This is a genomic window from Klebsiella sp. KPN54798, assembly GCF_021184225.1.
GTDB classification, from domain to species: Bacteria; Pseudomonadota; Gammaproteobacteria; order Enterobacterales; family Enterobacteriaceae; genus Klebsiella; species Klebsiella pneumoniae.
Genome location: NZ_CP089235.1, coordinates 74,929 through 90,851 on the forward strand (window position 1 = coordinate 74,929; position 15,923 = coordinate 90,851).

General features: G+C 52.1%; 11 protein-coding genes and 7 pseudogenes. 8 read left to right on the forward strand and 10 right to left on the reverse strand.

Going from position 1 to position 15,923, the window contains the following annotated elements; all coding sequences use genetic code 11:
- Window positions 1-17 precede the first annotated feature (17 nt).
- The 4 genes and pseudogenes from iucD to iucA all read right to left on the reverse strand — a co-directional run bounded on the left by iucD (window position 18) and on the right by iucA (window position 5,760).
- A pseudogene (iucD, locus tag LPQ25_RS26380) lies at window positions 18-1,351 on the reverse strand (NADPH-dependent L-lysine N(6)-monooxygenase).
- Window positions 1,352-1,354: 3 nt separating this feature from the next.
- Window positions 1,355-3,088 carry an NIS family aerobactin synthetase IucC gene (iucC, locus tag LPQ25_RS26385; protein ID WP_004213922.1) on the reverse strand — a complete coding sequence of 578 codons (1,734 nt, stop codon included), beginning with the start codon at window positions 3,086-3,088 and terminating at the stop codon, window positions 1,355-1,357.
- Window positions 3,088-4,035 (reverse strand): N(6)-hydroxylysine O-acetyltransferase IucB, encoded by a 948-nt coding sequence (gene iucB / locus LPQ25_RS26390; RefSeq protein ID WP_004213921.1) that lies wholly within the window; start codon window positions 4,033-4,035, stop codon window positions 3,088-3,090. The genes iucC and iucB overlap by 1 nt, the downstream gene beginning before the upstream one ends.
- The gene (gene iucA / locus LPQ25_RS26395; protein WP_004213920.1) at window positions 4,036-5,760 is read right to left on the reverse strand and encodes an aerobactin synthase IucA; all 1,725 of its coding nucleotides are present in this window, start codon (window positions 5,758-5,760) and stop codon (window positions 4,036-4,038) included.
- 156 nt (window positions 5,761-5,916) lie between these two features.
- Here iucA and LPQ25_RS26400 point away from each other — a divergent pair, with 156 nt between their 5' ends.
- The 6 genes and pseudogenes from LPQ25_RS26400 to LPQ25_RS26425 form a co-directional block, all read left to right on the forward strand.
- On the forward strand, window positions 5,917-7,116 hold the full coding sequence (locus LPQ25_RS26400) for an MFS transporter (RefSeq protein ID WP_023302795.1): 1,200 nt from the start codon (window positions 5,917-5,919) through the stop codon (window positions 7,114-7,116).
- A gap of 52 nt (window positions 7,117-7,168) precedes the next feature.
- A complete protein-coding gene (locus tag LPQ25_RS26405; protein ID WP_004145299.1) occupies window positions 7,169-7,408 on the forward strand; it encodes a hypothetical protein in 240 nt (79 codons plus the stop codon).
- A gap of 435 nt (window positions 7,409-7,843) precedes the next feature.
- Complete coding sequence (locus tag LPQ25_RS26410; RefSeq protein ID WP_223174999.1) at window positions 7,844-8,008, forward strand: hypothetical protein; 165 nt, start codon at window positions 7,844-7,846, stop codon at window positions 8,006-8,008.
- A 135-nt stretch (window positions 8,009-8,143) separates the two neighbouring features.
- Window positions 8,144-8,637 (forward strand): annotated as a pseudogene (locus LPQ25_RS26415) (IS630 family transposase); the annotation flags it as partial.
- A gap of 231 nt (window positions 8,638-8,868) precedes the next feature.
- Window positions 8,869-9,378, forward strand: a complete 510-nt coding sequence (def, locus tag LPQ25_RS26420; protein ID WP_004145290.1) for a peptide deformylase — start codon at window positions 8,869-8,871, stop codon at window positions 9,376-9,378.
- Between the two features lie 49 nt (window positions 9,379-9,427).
- Window positions 9,428-9,577 (forward strand): annotated as a pseudogene (locus tag LPQ25_RS26425) (ferric citrate uptake sigma factor regulator FecR); the annotation flags it as partial.
- 350 nt (window positions 9,578-9,927) lie between these two features.
- Here the strand turns inward: LPQ25_RS26425 and LPQ25_RS26430 are convergent.
- Together LPQ25_RS26430 and LPQ25_RS26435 are read right to left on the reverse strand one after the other, a co-directional pair.
- A complete protein-coding gene (locus tag LPQ25_RS26430) occupies window positions 9,928-10,245 on the reverse strand; it encodes a c-type lysozyme inhibitor (RefSeq protein WP_004213915.1) in 318 nt (105 codons plus the stop codon).
- Window positions 10,246-10,481: 236 nt separating this feature from the next.
- Window positions 10,482-10,868, reverse strand: a complete 387-nt coding sequence (locus LPQ25_RS26435) for a helix-turn-helix domain-containing protein (protein WP_004902159.1) — start codon at window positions 10,866-10,868, stop codon at window positions 10,482-10,484.
- Window positions 10,869-10,965: 97 nt separating this feature from the next.
- On the opposite strand from LPQ25_RS26435, the pseudogene LPQ25_RS26440 reads away from it, so the two are divergent.
- Window positions 10,966-12,164, forward strand: a pseudogene (locus LPQ25_RS26440) (CobW family GTP-binding protein).
- 422 nt (window positions 12,165-12,586) lie between these two features.
- On the forward strand, window positions 12,587-13,294 hold the full coding sequence (locus tag LPQ25_RS26445) for a class I SAM-dependent methyltransferase (protein ID WP_004213424.1): 708 nt from the start codon (window positions 12,587-12,589) through the stop codon (window positions 13,292-13,294).
- On the opposite strand, the pseudogene LPQ25_RS26450 reads toward LPQ25_RS26445, so the two are convergent.
- The 4 genes and pseudogenes from LPQ25_RS26450 to LPQ25_RS26465 form a co-directional block, all read right to left on the reverse strand.
- Window positions 13,214-13,633, reverse strand: a pseudogene (locus LPQ25_RS26450) (GTP-binding protein); the annotation flags it as partial. The gene LPQ25_RS26445 and the pseudogene LPQ25_RS26450 sit on opposite strands and share 81 nt — an antisense overlap.
- Window positions 13,582-13,788, reverse strand: a pseudogene (locus LPQ25_RS26455) (phosphoribosyl-AMP cyclohydrolase); the annotation flags it as partial. The pseudogenes LPQ25_RS26450 and LPQ25_RS26455, both read right to left, overlap by 52 nt.
- 168 nt (window positions 13,789-13,956) lie before the next feature.
- Window positions 13,957-14,960, reverse strand: a pseudogene (locus LPQ25_RS26460) (FecCD family ABC transporter permease).
- Window positions 14,960-15,916 (reverse strand): ABC transporter substrate-binding protein, encoded by a 957-nt coding sequence (locus tag LPQ25_RS26465; RefSeq protein WP_004213250.1) that lies wholly within the window; start codon window positions 15,914-15,916, stop codon window positions 14,960-14,962. The pseudogene LPQ25_RS26460 and the gene LPQ25_RS26465 overlap by 1 nt, the downstream one beginning before the upstream one ends.
- Between the last annotated feature and the right edge of the window lie 7 nt (window positions 15,917-15,923).

Sequence of the window (15,923 nt, forward strand, 5' to 3'; positions counted from 1 at the left end):
CACACGGGCGGAAAAAATCAGCCCAAAGATGCTGTGTAGCGAGTTAAAGAAGCAGCCTCCGGCTGCGTTTTCCCTAGGTGCCGCTGCGCCACTGAATCAGGGCGGGCGGCATACTGAGATCGAATAAATCACGTCCCATTACACGATTAAGAATACGTGCAGATCTCCATGCCATCAGGCTGAGCTGGGGTTCGGCGATGCCATGGGTTTGCATACTGGCGTTGACCGCGAAGATGTTGTTCTCTTTCGGGCCGTTCCACTCCAGGGTGAAGTCGTCGCGTACTTTGAAATTGCACTCATCGCGCATGGCGATTCGCGACATCAGCGGTGAAAGAATCTGCGGCAGCGCGGGACGGTATCCGGTGGCGAAAATCACCACGTCGCTTTCCAGTGTGTCATAGCCGTTATCCAGATGATGCTCCAGCAGCAGTTGCCAGCTCTGGCCGCGACTTTCCAGCCCGGTGACCGAGCGGCTTGGCAGCAGACGGGCGTTACGCGGTTGCCTCAGTACCTCGAAGCGATGATACAACTCGCGATAAATGGTCAGTAGCGAGTCGGCCGTGATGCCGTCGGAGGTCATTTTCTGCTCGTCGAGCATCTTCTGGCGCGCGCGTTCATTCAGACCGACGAAGCCTGAAACGTACTCAGGCGTGAAGTATTCGTTGGCGAACGCCGCCTCATCCAGCGCGTTAAAGTTATTGCGGCGCGAGACCCAACTGATCTCTGCAACGTCGCCCCATTCTCCGCGTAGCGCATTGAGAAACAGGTCGGCGCCGCTTTGCCCGCCGCCAACCACGCTGACTCGCTTGCCGCCGAGGTCTGGCCGGCGCAGGCTCATTTCACTGGCGTGGAAGCAGGTTTGCGTCGCCGTTTTTACGCAAGGCGGCAGGTGCGGTTGCTTGCCAATGCCAAGGCAGATATTGCGGGCAACGCTTTCGCCCTGGCTGGTCTGCACCACAAACCGCTGGTGTCTCTCGTCGAAATCAATACTCTCAACGGTATGATTGAAATGCAGATTGTTCATCCCTTCGGCGGCCCAGCGCAGGTAGTCGGAAAACTCATCGCGGGATACGGTACGCAGTTCGGTGGTCAGGAAGCGGTAGAATTTTTTGCGCTTCACCAGATAATTAACAAAGCTGTACGGGCTTGTGGGAGCCACAGCGCTAACCAGATCTTTCAGGAACATGGTCTGCATATGGCAGTCCGGCACCAGCATGCCGGGATGCCAGGCAAAATGCGGGCGGCCGTCAAAGAAGCGGCTGCTTAATCCTTCTGCCTGATGAGACAGCGCCGCGATGCTCAGGTTGAACGGGCCGATGCCTATGCCAATAAAATCTACAGTGTTTGTCATGATTCAGTCCCTGGTTGCCAGCCACAGCGGGTTTTGCAGATCCTCAAGGTAATTCGGCAACATGCGGCTGCCGCCGTCCTGGTCGTGCCAGGTCAGTTTTACCGGGTTCAGTACTACGCGAATAATTTGTGGCTTGAAGAGTGAGAAAAGCGCAAAGCGCGCTGACATTTGTGGGTGTTCCTGCATGTAATCACTCAACACTGCTGCCAGCAGTTGATAAAAACGCCTCTCCGGTACGCCAAGGCGAGCCATCAGTGGCGAAACAAAGCGCAGAACCGTCACGAAGTGGCCGGTCTGTAAATCATGAATTAAGTAGTCGGCGCTCAGGCGAGCGGTGACGTCACGCACCTCCTGAGGCAGGGAGTCCATTTCCGGGAACGCATCTTTCACCAGCCGCATATCGCCCTGGAAATCTTTCAACAGCACGCGCTGCGGTACGCCCTTTTTCATGGCGAGCGTTATATTTTGTCCGTGGGCGATAAGCGCGACGCCGTAGCGGCAAAGCAGGTGATACAGCGGAACCACTACCACTCGGAACAGCTGCGTGAGCCAGGTTTCAGCGTCCAGCCCGGAGCGGTCGATATATGCGCCTATCAGCGGCTGATTGTTTTCATCGCACTCCATCAGTGTTGCCATCAGAATCGGACTTTCGTCCGGCTTCAGCCAGCGACACGGATTCTCACGCCAGATAACGCCGAGCATCTCCTGGTAGCGGTAGGGGGCCTGGGCAAGCGCGGCATAGCCTTCATGGGACACATAGCCCGCCGCCGGTTCACCGAGGATCACCGCGCCGCTTTGCTTAAGCGTGGCGTCGGTCGCAAAAACCTGTTGCAGCCAGCGTGAGGCCAGCGGCCCGGCGGCGATGTATTTGCCCGGAATCCCCCGGTAGCAGGAGGTGTTGTAGATGGTCAGCGGCAGCTTGATATCCAGCCCGCCCTGGCGACTGGCGTTGGTCAGGGTGCGCAGCGACTGCTGCGCGAGCCACAAGTCGCCAAACTCGCCGAGCGAAACCATCCTGCCTTCGGCAAGATCGGCGATGAAGTCGAGGGAGATTTTTTGCTGCCACTGCCACGGATGTACCGGCAGTGGCAGCCAGTCGTTATCCAGCCCGTTGTCCTGCCAGACCTGATTGAAGCGGGCAAACTCCTGCGGGTCCATCGCGGCCGCCAACAACTGCTGAATATCCAGCTCGCTGTCGCAGCGCCAGACCATATGCTCACGTTTTACCGCCAGCCAGTGCAGTCTGAAGGTGTTGGCGTACTCTGGCGCATATCGCTCCAGCGCCTCTTTGCCCCAGCCCCGACGACCTTTATTAAAAGCGAATTTAGGATGGCCGCTTAGCAGGCATTGCAGGCGGTCGGCATCAAGATCAATCAGGTCACTGGCGCTCAGCCCGCGCCGTGCCTTCAGCAGTTGCAGGTCACCCAGCAGCGTGGCATACAAATCCTGCATATGCTCAGCAACGGTGGCATCGCTCATCGACAGCACCGGCTTTAGCTGCATCAGTAGCGTTTGCGCCAGAACGGGCTCGTCCGCGCAGCGCAGCGTTTGAGCATCAATCCACAGCCAGCCCCAGATGCCGCGTTCAGCGCTGAAGCGCCATTGTGCGCCCGGCAGGTTAATGCAGTAGCGGCCATCGCCCTGAGATTCCGCGTGGAAAACCTGCTCATACTCCAGCTCGGCCAGCATTTTTGCCACCAGCTGGCGGTTAACAAAATCCCAATCCTTGTGATTCATTACAGACCGACCTCCGTGAAGAAGTGATGGCGATCCGCCATCACCATGCGCGAGCGCTTGTGTGGGAAGTCGAACTCTTTAATTGTCCGGTATCCCGCAGGCTCAAGGTGGCGGAACAGGCGCTGGTTATCGGCGCGTGGCTCCAGTACGGTGCGCTGCGTGCGGGGCTCATCCAGCAACAGGTAATGTGTCAGCCCTCGCAGCCAGCTTTGTACGTAGTGGGCTCCGCGCCATTGCTGTTCACCAACCAGCAGATGCAGGCCACGGTCAAAGGGTTGCCATGAATAGTGGCGGCCAATGCGGTCTTCCGCCGCCCAGTAGATTTCGAAATAGCTAAACGGCCTATCGTCGAAGCAGCCGATCAGCGGGAACGCATGTTTACCGGTGAGCTGGCGTTCCAGATAGGCGGTCTGTACCTCCAGCGAGCCGCTTTGCTCCCAGAAATACTCAACGCGCGGATCGTTCATCCAGCGGGTGAAACGTTCTGCATCAAGAACGGGATCGGCAACGCGGAAACTCAGCGTCTTGCGAACGCGTGGATCGTAACGGCGATAAACCTCGCCCTGCGGACGGGGTGGGCGCAGCGGGAAATAAATCTCACGCTCTGCATCAAAAACCATTTCGCCGGAGGCCCGGTTTGCCGGAGAACTCAGCCATAGCGGTAACTGCCAGAAGGCGGTGCGATGGATGATGTCGCTTTTTACCTGCCCGAAAAGCGTCAGCGCCTGTGGCTCCTCACGCCATTCGGCCCAAGGGAGAACCACCGCTGAAAGTTGCGGTGCGGCGATAAATATCTGCTCCAGCGCGTCGCGCAGCCACCCTGTCGGCAACGGCCCCGGCCAGTGCAGCACCGCGCTATTGTCCAGCCCCCAGCTAAGATTCAGAGGCTTGTCGAGTTTTTCACAGCGCAGTCCATATCCGCTGTGAACGATGTTTGCCTTAGACATTTAACCCTCCTGAGCCAGCAGCGGGTTGGCGAAATCGAAGTAGATCACCGAGGGATCGACGATGGTGTTCTCGTTGTGGTCGTTCAGATAACAGAAAAAGTTACCTTTTACGTTCCAGTACGGATTTTCCAGCACGTAGTTGAGACAGGTTTTATGAGTCACCTGATCACGCATTTCAGCCAGCAACGTTCGTACGCGAGCCATCAGATTCGCTTCACTGTCCAGCCCGGCAGCGCCCAGCGCGGCGGTCACGGCAAAAGTGGAGTTAACCAGCAGGTAATAAGGGAAGTAGCGCAGCAACTGCTCACGGGTGAAGACGTTTTCCGCCTGCGCCTCGCCAATGGTGTCGAGCCAGCCTGCCGCGTGAGGCATAAACGCGCTGCCCTGGCAGTCACGGTAGATAAGCCCGACCGGCAGATCCCCAAGCATCTGAACCAGAATATTTTGCTGATGCGCCAGCAGCACCAGGCCGTAATCCGCTTCAGCCGTAAACAGCGGCTTCAGCACCTGATGGCAGTAAGCATCGACCCATGCGTGGGCGGCCTGTTGCGCAGTGATGCCGAGGCGATCGCTCAGGCGTTTTACCGCCGCAACCAGCAGCGAATCACCGCCATCCGGCGCGGCCTGGGTCAGGGAGACCAGTACGTTAGTCTGGCTTTGCGGCTGATCCACCAGCAGGTTTTCACGCAGGGCAAACAGGCTTTCCTGCATGATGTTGCCGTGGAGATCGCGCAGCCCGGCCCAACCGTCTTCCTGCATCACCCGGAAAGTCGGGAAGCGGGCCTGTAGCGTCTGCCAGTCGTCGGTTTGCGCCAGGCGCGCCAGGCGCATTCCACGCTTCACTTCTTTCACTGACAGGGTACGGACGGAGTTGGTCAGGCGCACGCTCAGGGAGAATTTGATCATGTCGCGGCTGGTGGCGCAGTATAGCGAGCGGGAAGAGGTGGTCGGTAGCCACGGCGCGCCGGCCTCGCCTAAATCTTTAATCAGCCCTTTAGCGACAAGCTCCTGGCACCATTCCTGCTGCAACAGATACTCCCCCTGCCACGGGTGCAGCGGGAATAGCCATTGATTGTCGCTTAATTCATTGAGTAACTGCGGCGCATTCTCTGCGGCAAATCGCGTCAACCGTTGTTGCAGGTTGAGATGCAGGCTTTCACCGGCGATCTGCGTTTTGTTCACCGCAAACCACCGCAGCGGGAAGTGGGGCGCGAAGTCCGGCAGGTAGCGTTCGGCCTCCTGCTGGTTAAACGGTTCATGAGACTTAGGCGCCGGGTGGAAGGCGTGCCCGACCAGCAGAGCCTGCTCCGCCTCGCCAAAGTTCAACGCTTTTTCACGCAGGGCTGCCCAGTCATGGCGGGCATCAATTGCCTGCTGCGTATGGGCGTGGCTTTCCATCACGCGCTGGTGGAAGGTTTCGCAACTGGTCGCGGGTAGCAAGAGTTGGTGCTGGAGCTTATCAACAATAAGCCGGGAGAGGGTGGCGAAATCGACGGGGTGACTGCCGGAGGCCGTGACCAGACGCGCCGGAAATTCAAAGCGGTGATGCTGGGTTGGGGAGAAATAAGCCACTCTGAAATGGAGCGCCTGCTGTTCGCCCAGCGGGATGATCAATTGGGTTGGCTGGTATTCCGTCAGCCGCCAGTCTTTGGTTTCACGAACCAAGGAATTAAGGAAGCACTGCGCAGCCACATCCAAGGTTGAGGTTTTAGTTGGCAAAGTCATAGTCAAACAGATCTCACTCGTCATGATAATGAGAATTTTGTCGATAAAGATTCCCATTATCAACAAAAATTATTAGGATTGATAAAATTTATTTTATAAATAAGCACAATCAATATATGGAATTACAACATCGTGACGTCTCTTGAGAGCGCGGAAATGCCGCAAAAAACATTGTCCTGCTGGCCGCTTGCGTTCAGCGCGGGGTTACTCGGTGTCGGGCAAAACGGCCTGCTGGTCGCGATCCCTGTACTGGTGATTCAGACAAACCTGAGTTTGTCGATTTGGGCGGCTTTGCTGATGCTTGGCTCAATGCTGTTCCTGCCGTCTTCCCCGTGGTGGGGAAAGCAAATTGCCCGTATTGGCAGTAAGCCTGTGGTGCTGTGGGCTCTGGGGGGATACGGTGCAAGCTTTACTCTGCTTGGGCTGGGAAGCATGCTGATGGCGACCGGCGCTGTAACAACAGCGGTGGGGCTGGGAATATTAATCATCGCGCGGATCGCCTACGGGCTTACCGTGTCAGCGATGGTACCAGCCTGTCAGGTCTGGGCATTGCAGAGAGCGGGGGAAGGGAATAGCATGGTCGCTCTGGCAACCATTAGCTCCGGCTTGAGCTGCGGCAGACTATTCGGGCCGTTGTGCGCGGCGGCGATGCTGGCAATTCACCCTCTGGCGCCGATGGGGCTGCTGATGGCAGCGCCACTGCTGGCGCTGGTGATGCTGCTGCGGTTGCCTGGCACGTCACCGCGGCCTACAGCGGAGCGCAAGAGCGCCAGCCTGAGGCTGGATTGCCTGCCTTATCTGCTTTGCGCGCTGTTATTAGCTGCGGCGGTGAGCATGATGCAGCTTGGTCTTTCTCCCGCCCTTACTCGCCAGTTCGCTACAGATACCGCCGCTATTAGCCATCATGTGGCGTGGCTGTTAGGGCTGGCCGCAGTTGCCGCGCTTATCGCACAGTTCGGGGTGCTCCGCCCGCAGCGCCTGACGCCGATGGCGCTGCTTTTGAGTGCCGGAGCGCTGATGATTTGTGGCCTGGCGATAATGTTCGCTGAACAGCTATGGTTGTTTTACCTCGGCTGTGCGGTGCTGTCGTTTGGGGCGGCTCTGGCAACACCTGCTTATCAGCTTCTACTGAATGATAAACTGACAGACGGCACGGGTGCGGGCTGGATTGCTACCAGTCATACGCTTGGCTATGGGCTTTGTGCATTGCTGGTGCCGCTGGTGTCGAAAAGTGGTGCCGCCGCTGCGGCGCTGATTATAGCGGCTTTTTTCGTTGCTGTTTTATTTACCATAATATCTATTTTCATCTGGTTCAATCTAAAGTTTTCAACAGCTGATAGGGCTGTTAATGGCTAAATCGGTTGATGCTTAGAAGAGGACAATGACGAATCTCTGGAGATAGGCCACTGTGGGAGAGCGTTACGATAAAACGCAGACCGTAGCAGCATTAATTAACGAGGACGTGGAGGTCATCAATGCTTACAGCTTTCAGTTGGCTTTACTAACCAAGGACTGCGCGTTGCTCACGTACCGCAGCGAGGTTGTCGATTCAAAAAGACGCTTCGTTCGTCAATTTGGCAGAGGAGCCATATTTGTACAAATCATCAGAAATGTTGGCAGCTCAGATTTCACCAAGGGACGCCAGTGAAAGATGTTCAGGAAGAAGGGCAGGCACGCAAGATGGCGAATTAAGACAGGTGTGTTCGTGTTGTACCCCAGCCCGAACCGCTGTTCGGATTACCACCATCACCGGAATGACTTCCCAGACCAGAACTACCGGACAAAATGTTCTGAAAGTGGTATCTGGAAAGTAGCAGGAACTCCTTCCACAACAGCACCAATTACCAAAGGCAATGTAATGCCTCCGTACAGAGGAAAGGGCGTAACCTGGAAATTACCCCAATACGCTTAACCGTTAAACTTACACCGAAGGCCAGTCAGGATATGGATAATATCTGGTACTACAGTTGTCGCCAATACCGGCAACCGAGAAAAGTCATCTAGGCCTTGGTCGGTTATAAGGCTCCACGCTCAATGGAAGTGTATACGCGGGTTGCATGGGCAGATCGATCTCGGAACCTGCGTGGCGTTTGCCAGCCTCCTCTCGATGCAGGCTGGGTCAACCCGCGTACCGGAAAATGCAGTACAGCAGGTGCTGGCCGGTAAAGGCTGCAAAGTCACGTCGCTGCTGAAGCCTGTGGTGTGGACCATGCGAACAAACATTGAAAATGATATTCATTATTATTAATATTCTCACTTTTGTAGCTATTTCGCAACCATGCGTAGAACAAGGCAATACTGTTCGGTTTGTGTCAGGGTTAATGCCGAAGCGTCCAGCTCCGGCCTGAACCGGAAAGCCCCGAGCGGGGGCAAAAGGACTTAATTACGTGAGCTTGTAAAACATGCTCCCGGCGATTTTGGCTACCAGCGCTCACGCTGGAGTACAAAATTCTGGCAATCAAAATCAATGAGATAACCGGCAGCCAGTTACATGCAGGAACCGTTCGCCGCTGGTTGCCTTCTGCGGAGCTTGTGTGGCGCAGGGCCGCGCCAACTCTGCGAATCCGTGACCCGCATAAGGATGAAAAGATGGTGACAATCCACAAAGCACTGGACGAATGCAGCGCAAAATATCCGGTTTTTTATGAAGATGAGGTGGATATCCATCTTAATCCCAAAATCGGTTCGGACTGGCAGTTGCGCGGACAGCAAAAACGAGTGGTGACGCTTGGTCAGAATGAAAAATATTATCTGGCTGGCGCACTGCACAGCGGAACAGGTAAAGTCAGCTATGTAGGCGGCAACAGCAAAAGTTCGGCGCTGTTCATCAGCCTGCTGAAGCGGCTTAAAGCGACGTATCGGCGGGCGCAAGCCATCAGGCGGACGTGGACAAAGCCGGGAAACGCAGCGCTGGTTAAAGTGTAGCGGTATTCGGCGCAGCTATTTAGATAATCTTTGTTTTCATTGATGCACCTGAACAGAGACGACCACATCACCTCTGTTCAGTGGTCAAATTCAGTAAACTACTACAATGCTGTTAATTAGAGTGGGATTTGTCTAGAATAGAAAAATAATCGTTCTAACCCCTTAACATATCTCTGGAGATTTATGTCAGTTTTGCAAGTGTTACATATTCCGGACGAGCGGCTTCGCAAAGTTGCTAAACCGGTAGAAGAAGTGAATGCAGAAATTCAGCGTATCGTCGATGATATGTTTGAGACGATGTATGCAGAAGAAGGTATTGGCTTGGCGGCAACCCAAGTTGATATCCATCAACGTATCATTGTTATTGATGTTTCGGAAAACCGTGACGAACGGCTGGTGTTAATCAATCCGGAGCTTTTAGAAAAAAGCGGCGAAACAGGCATTGAAGAAGGTTGCCTGTCGATCCCTGAACAACGTGCTTTAGTGCCACGCGCAGAGAAAGTGAAAATTCGCGCCCTGAACCGCTACGGTAAACCATTTGAACTGGAAGCAGACGGCTTGTTAGCCATCTGTATTCAGCATGAGATGGATCACTTGGTTGGTAAACTGTTTATGGATTATCTGTCACCGTTGAAACAACAACGTATTCGTCAGAAAGTTGAAAAACTGGATCGTCTGAAAGACCGGGCTTAAGGATAAGATGTATTAGTCGCGATTTGATCTGGTACATGGCCTTGAAAGCGAGAGTCTGCAGTTTAGCGCGCCTGAATTTGGTGCAATAGCCTCAGTGGATGATGAAAGCGCCGCTTGGTCGCAGGGCATTCTGAGCTTCAGCGATAAACCTTTGAGTGAAGTGATTGCCACGCTGAGCCGTTATCGCAACGGCGCGCTGTGATGCGATCCAACGGTGGCTTTGTTACGCCTGAACTGTAGCATCTGCTGGGTTGCATCGGCATCTTGGCTGCGGGTAAAGACATGGCGCAGTTGGTGTTTCTTCCAAGCTTCGCCCTAATAAAACGCGAAGCTATTCGGCGTTGTCGTGTTTGTGCAACAACGAGACACGGAAATCCACTTCCGCACACTGACTACTTCAGGAAAGCCAATGAGTCCATCCACTCAGGCTATCAGGACATCTTTCAGCCCCCCCCTGTTTTGCAGGTCAGTCCCACAGACAATCAGAGCTGGGCCGAGGGCGTGATCGGAACCGCAGTCGTGGCTATGACGGGCTGTCTCGTTGAATGCTTACGGCTTGCAGTTGCTCAGGATGTCTTCGTTCTTTTTACCATCATAGGTGGAAAGATTCATGTTGCTGCCTTTGCCCCACAGCTCGTAGATGTAATCCTTGTTGAGCGGCACATAGCGCATGCCTGAACCACTAACAGCCCGCTTCATCGGGATCAACTCATCCATCTGCTGGATGACAGCATAGTCCCCGATGTAGACCACATCCAGCGTTTTGCTGTCATCGCAGGCGTATTGGGTGTGGGTGACTTCATCTGCCATAGCCCCCCCGGGGACGCTCAAAGCAAGCAGAACGATAGAGGAAAATAGAGATTTCATGAAAGTTTTCTCCTTGTTTCGTTATTCTGAGGGCGGGCATGAACGACGTTCACGACTTCAATGTGTGCAGCTGTGACCCTGTATATCACTATGTGATGAGTGTTTGTCAAAATCGACCTCCTCGTCGCGCACAACCCGCTTACAGCGAGATCACCATCGCGCTTTGGTGTTCTATCTGCGCCCACACAGCCAAGTGGGGAGCCGATGCTCTCCGGAGGAGAGAAAATGCGGGCCATCTATCGGAACTCCTTGCGGTAGATGACCACAGGTATGTCATAAATACCTTTATTTTCCCCACAAGTTTGCAGAAAAGTCAAGCAGATCCACAGCTCGGTCATACCATGCCCAGTGAGATGTGACTTTACCAATCCAATGGCCGCTTCCAGGGTTGGCTCCCGCTCAATAGGAATAACATGATGGCAGTTATCGCATTCAAAAAGTCCTACGGTAGCCCGTAGAGTCAGAGCGAAACGCTGAGTTCTTGCCGAGTCGGTATAACGCTGGACAATACTGGCCTGCATTAGCCGCTCCAGTATTCGGTAAAGGGTCACACGATCGGGAGCCTGCTCATGTGTGCGCAACGCTTGCTTCCAGTCATACGTTTTGGCTACTGGTGTTGCCATATTTCCCCCTCCGAGTCATGTCATTTGAATTCTGGCAGGAAGCCGGTATTATTGCAACTTGATTGCATTAACGTTTAGCGGCATAAGGCTGGATGCTATGAAAAGAACACCGCTCATTATCCTTAATGGTTTTCTGGGAGCAGGAAAAACTACTCTGCTAAAAAACCTTCTTACACAGGCACACAAACGGCGAATGGCTGTATCCGTCATCGTTAATGACATGAGTGAACTTGATGTGGATGGCGTCCTGATAGCCAACACAGAAATCGTTGATGCAGCCAGTAACAATTTTGTGAGTATTTCAGCAGACAGTATCAGCAGCAGAAGTGGGATCCAGAAGCTGGATTCCGCGCTGAAAAACCTGCTCGAAAAACGGTCTCCGGATTTTATTTTACTGGAAACGTCAGGCAGCAGCCATCCTCTTCCCCTGGTCCGCTATCTGCGAGAACACCCCCAGGTAAGTCTTAAAGCATTTTTGTCGCTTGTAGATACGGTCATGCTTAATGATGACTACGACGGTGGAAAGAAACTTATTCCGGTTTTCCAGGAGCACCTCAACAGAGGGACCCGGGGAGTGGAAAGCCTGCTGGCAGAACAGATTATGTTCTGTAATAAGCTCTTGTTAACCAAAAACGACAGATTACCCTTCTATGTTGTTACTGAGGTAGCCAGAGCCATACATCCCCTTAATCCGCAGGTTGCAATTATGGCCGTGCCCTGGGGAAATTTACAGCTGGATGAATTGCTTTCCATGCCGGATTACGATTTTCATCGGGTGGCGTTACTTATCGATGAGCTTCAGGATGCAATTGATGCAGTTTTGTCGGATGAACCCGACAAAAAATATGATATTTCGTGGCGGGTCATTGAGGATGACCGTCCATTTCATCCGCAGCGGCTGTGGGATACCTGCCATCGCTTCATGGGCGCAGGCGTTTACCGCAGCAAGGGTTTTTTCTGGCTACCGGGAAGGGATGACCTGGCATTATTGTGGAACCAGGCAGCAGGGAGCATCAATCTCGAATTCATAAGCTACTGGAAAGCCGGGGTCCTGACTCACACTGATAATTCATTGACAAAGGAAGAACGCGCAGCTATCCGTCAGCAACTGGCAAAAATGCCGGGCAGATTTGGTGACCGGCGCTGCCGCCTGACTGTTATTGGCGAGAGCGGCGAAATTGACGATTTTGCCCTCGCATTGCGCCAGTGTTTACTCACTGAAGAGGAAATTCTCTGGTGGCAGCAGGGGGGATTTTCCACGATCCCTGGCCCACGAAAGTGGCCCGGCTGGCTTAACAGGTTATTTTGCAGTAATAGTTATATTTCATTCTCCACTAGTTATATCTCCTAAGCACCCAAACGAGGAGGAGCTCAGTTACCATTTTTGACTTCAAATTTTATAGTCTTCTGTTTCTTACCTCATTTCCATATTTCCATATTTCCATATTTCCATATTTCCATATTTCCATATTTCCATATTTCCATATTTCCATGAGAGTTTATCTACAAAAAAGAACTCTAAAAGTCAACTTTATATTTATGCAATATACTTATAAATTGCCAAGTATGTGAACAAAATGGCAATGCATTGCAATAATATGTTGTTTGTTGTAAATCTTGGTAAGTAGTGGAAAAAATCGTGATAAAATAGAAAGGAGATATTGAGCATATTGCTATATGCTCTGCTTATCCACATTGACTGTTGCAAGGTATAACTAATGAGTAATGTTGATGAAGGAACGAAGATCTACACACCATTCACTTTGAAGCTTTATGACTGGTGGGTGCTGAGCATTTCCAACAGTTACGCTTGGCATTGTCCGACAAAAGAGATTTTGCTCCCTTATTTTTTACAAAATTTAAGACCTAACCATTTAGATATTGGCGTTGGAACTGGGTATTATCTTGCCAAAGCTCCTGCAAATTACAATATCTCACTTATGGATCTCAATAAGGCTAGTTTGAAAACGGCATCAGCAAGGATAGGGAAAGCCAGAATACGGTATGAAGTTCAGCATAATGTATTTGAATCTTATCCAGAGGAACTACATGGTAAATTCGATTCTATATCAATGTATTATCTCTTACATTGTCTTCCTGGGGCGATGGTGGATAAAGGTGTTGTCATAAAAAACGTGAAAGCTGCTTTAACTAAGGACGGAATACTTTACGGGGCAACCATACTTGGCGATGGGGTAATGCATAATAGTTTCTCATCAAAACTAATGAGGATTTATAATCACAAAGGTATTTTTTCTAATATGAGTGATTCTGAAGAAGGGCTAAAAAATGGCCCCTTTTTCGCCCTCATACGAAGGCACCCGACAAATACGGGTGCCTTCGATTCATTCTTCGAACCAAGGCTCAACAGGATCGGGATAATGCCGCCAATTTTGAGGCCCTTCAGCCATTTCTGCATCCGTTAACAGGGCGGAATCCAGTCTGTTGCGCAGTTTTGATTCATTCATATCCATTCCAATAAAAACGAGTTCCTGACGGGCATCACCAATGCCATCTATCCAGTTAGACATGATGAACTTCAGTGACTCAGCATCCTCTAGCCAACGTTCTTTCGGCACACTCGCCCACCACATGCCCCCCAGCGCCTGGCGCGCAATGCCACCAGCCTGTGACCATGAACCTGCGAATTCCGGACGGCTGGCCAGCCAGAAGTAACCTTTTGATCTGACGACTTCATCCAGCTCATTTTCCATCACCTGCCAGAAACGGGTCGGATGAAAAGGCCGGCGGTAGCGTTGTAAAAACAACTCCGCCGACTTGTGTGGCAGGCTTCACCTTTTTGAACCACAAGCAGTAGTACCGCATCTCCGTCACAATCCAGACAGATATCATGTAGTTGCTGAACGCAGCCTGAGGTCTAACCTTTTCGCCAAAGGCATGCTTGGGAGCACGACCAGTAAGAGAAACATTGGGCCTCACTTATCATTTGTTATGATATAATGCAACATTAAGGTTTGCCAGTTCTTCTTTACTTACATGGCACGCTCAAACCATCAGTTAGATTACCATCGTTTCATAACATCGCTTGAAAATTACAGGAGGCCCGGCGAGTAATCGCCCATATTCTCTAGGGCGAGTTTCGCGCGAGTAACATGATAATAAACAACCCTCCAATGCCCGCCGTAATAATGCCAATTGGTAGTTCCTGTGGTGCCAGTATCGTCCGGCTGACTATATCGCCGACACACAGTAATATTGCACCCCAGACGCCACACAGAGGTAACAACAACAGATGCTTAACTCCTGCAAAATGCCGACACAGATGAGGCACCATTAAGCCAACAAATCCAATCACGCCGGTTAATGCCACCATCAACGATGTTGCCAGTGCACAACAAAGAAAAATCTCGATGCGCAGACGACTCACGTTAATCCCCAGCGACAACGCTGTTTGTTCTCCTGCCAGCACACCATCCAGAGAGCGCCACCGCAACAGGACAAAGGCAAACAGCAATACCAGGCTGAACACTGCAAAAGGCAAATTATTCCAGGTGGCTAATCCCAGGCCACCCAGTGACCAGAAAAGCACTGAGCTGGCGGCTCGCTGATCGCCCGAAAAAATAAAATAACTAGTCAGCGCCCCGAACAAAAAAGAGATGGCAAGACCGCAGAGAATTAGATGCTCAGCTCCGCGTTGCTTTTTAAAATGAAATAACAGCATTACTGCTATGGCGGAACACACACCACCAACAAACGCCGATACGGGAGCGTTAATACTCCTAGTCGATCACCAAAACGGGTGATCACCAGCACCGCTCCTGCTGACGCACCGGAGGATAACCCGAATAAAAAAGGATCAGCCAGATCGTTACGGGTGGTAGTTTGTAACAATGCCCCTACCATTGCCAGTCCCGCCCCTGTCAGCACAGAGAGCAACATCCTCGGTACGCGTAAATCCGTCACAATTCTGCTGACCATGGCAGATACCGGCTCATCCACAATCTTCAGTGCACCCAGCACCTGCATTAGCGACAGTGAGACTGTCCCTCTGGTTATGCTGAATAACATTAACCCAATCAGCACGACCATCGATCCCCACATCACCCAGTGATAACGGTACGACATGAGCATCACTTCGCTTCTGTCGGGTACATTGCCCACGCGAGTTTTTCCACCGCACCAACATTAGCTGGTCCCGGCGTCAGTTCAGCATATTGTAATTTCAGGTATCGATGATGCTGAACAGCCGGAGTCAGTTTCATTAACGGATGATTCTCAAGAAAATGACGCAGTGTATCCGCACCGCTGCCCGTCTGGTAATCTAACAAAATAATGAAGTCCGGCTCAGTAGCGGCCACGCTTTCCCAAGACGTCGTTCCCCAACTGGTATCCAGCGCCTCCATTGCATTTTTACCACCAGCCGCCTCAATCATGGCCGTAGGCATCGCATATTTACCACTGGTAAACGGTTTATCCTCACCTGAGTCGTAGACGAACACCTTTAAAGGACGGGTACCTGCCGCTGGCTTCGGCAGTTCACTCAGCCTCTTTTGCCAGCCGCTGACCAGGGACAGTGCGTCATTGCGCTTGCCAAAAATCTTACCCAGCGTGAGGATATCGTTATACAGCAGATCCATCGTGGCTTTATTTTTGTGCGCAGTGGTGAACACACAGCTTTCACTCAGAACGAAAGTCTTGATGCCATATTTGCTTAACGTATCCGGCGTCACTTCGCCGCCTACTTTCATTCCATAGTTCCAGCCAGCGAAAAAGAAATCAGGCTCGGCTGCCAGCAATGTTTCCAGGGTGGGATATTTGGGTGCCAGTTCAGGGATCGAGCCCATCGCCTTTTTAAATTCCGGCGTCATTTTGTACCAGCCACTAATACCGGTCAGCCCAACAATACGATCCTGCAAATCCAGTGCAAACGCCATCTCTGCCATATTAAGGTCGTTGATCACAGCCCTTTTCGGCGGGCCGGAGAATGTTACAGGAGTCCCACAACTTTCAATAGTAACAGGAAAATCGGCAGCACTGGCTACTGAAGCAGACAGTACCGACAGCAGGGATATAAACAATTTTTTCATCACTGAC

Bases quoted from the DNA above. Each gene is read 5' to 3' on its own strand.
- iucC (WP_004213922.1), bottom strand. From the start codon at position 3,088: ATGAATCACAAGGATTGGGATTTTGTTAACCGCCAGCTGGTGGCAAAA.
- iucB (WP_004213921.1), bottom strand. From the start codon at position 4,035: ATGTCTAAGGCAAACATCGTTCACAGCGGATATGGACTGCGCTGTGAA.
- iucA (WP_004213920.1), bottom strand. From the start codon at position 5,760: ATGACTTTGCCAACTAAAACCTCAACCTTGGATGTGGCTGCGCAGTGC.
- LPQ25_RS26400 (WP_023302795.1), top strand. From the start codon at position 5,917: ATGCCGCAAAAAACATTGTCCTGCTGGCCGCTTGCGTTCAGCGCGGGG.
- def (WP_004145290.1), top strand. From the start codon at position 8,869: ATGTCAGTTTTGCAAGTGTTACATATTCCGGACGAGCGGCTTCGCAAA.
- LPQ25_RS26430 (WP_004213915.1), bottom strand. From the start codon at position 10,245: ATGAAATCTCTATTTTCCTCTATCGTTCTGCTTGCTTTGAGCGTCCCC.
- LPQ25_RS26435 (WP_004902159.1), bottom strand. From the start codon at position 10,868: ATGGCAACACCAGTAGCCAAAACGTATGACTGGAAGCAAGCGTTGCGC.
- LPQ25_RS26445 (WP_004213424.1), top strand. From the start codon at position 12,587: ATGAGTAATGTTGATGAAGGAACGAAGATCTACACACCATTCACTTTG.
- LPQ25_RS26465 (WP_004213250.1), bottom strand. From the start codon at position 15,916: ATGAAAAAATTGTTTATATCCCTGCTGTCGGTACTGTCTGCTTCAGTA.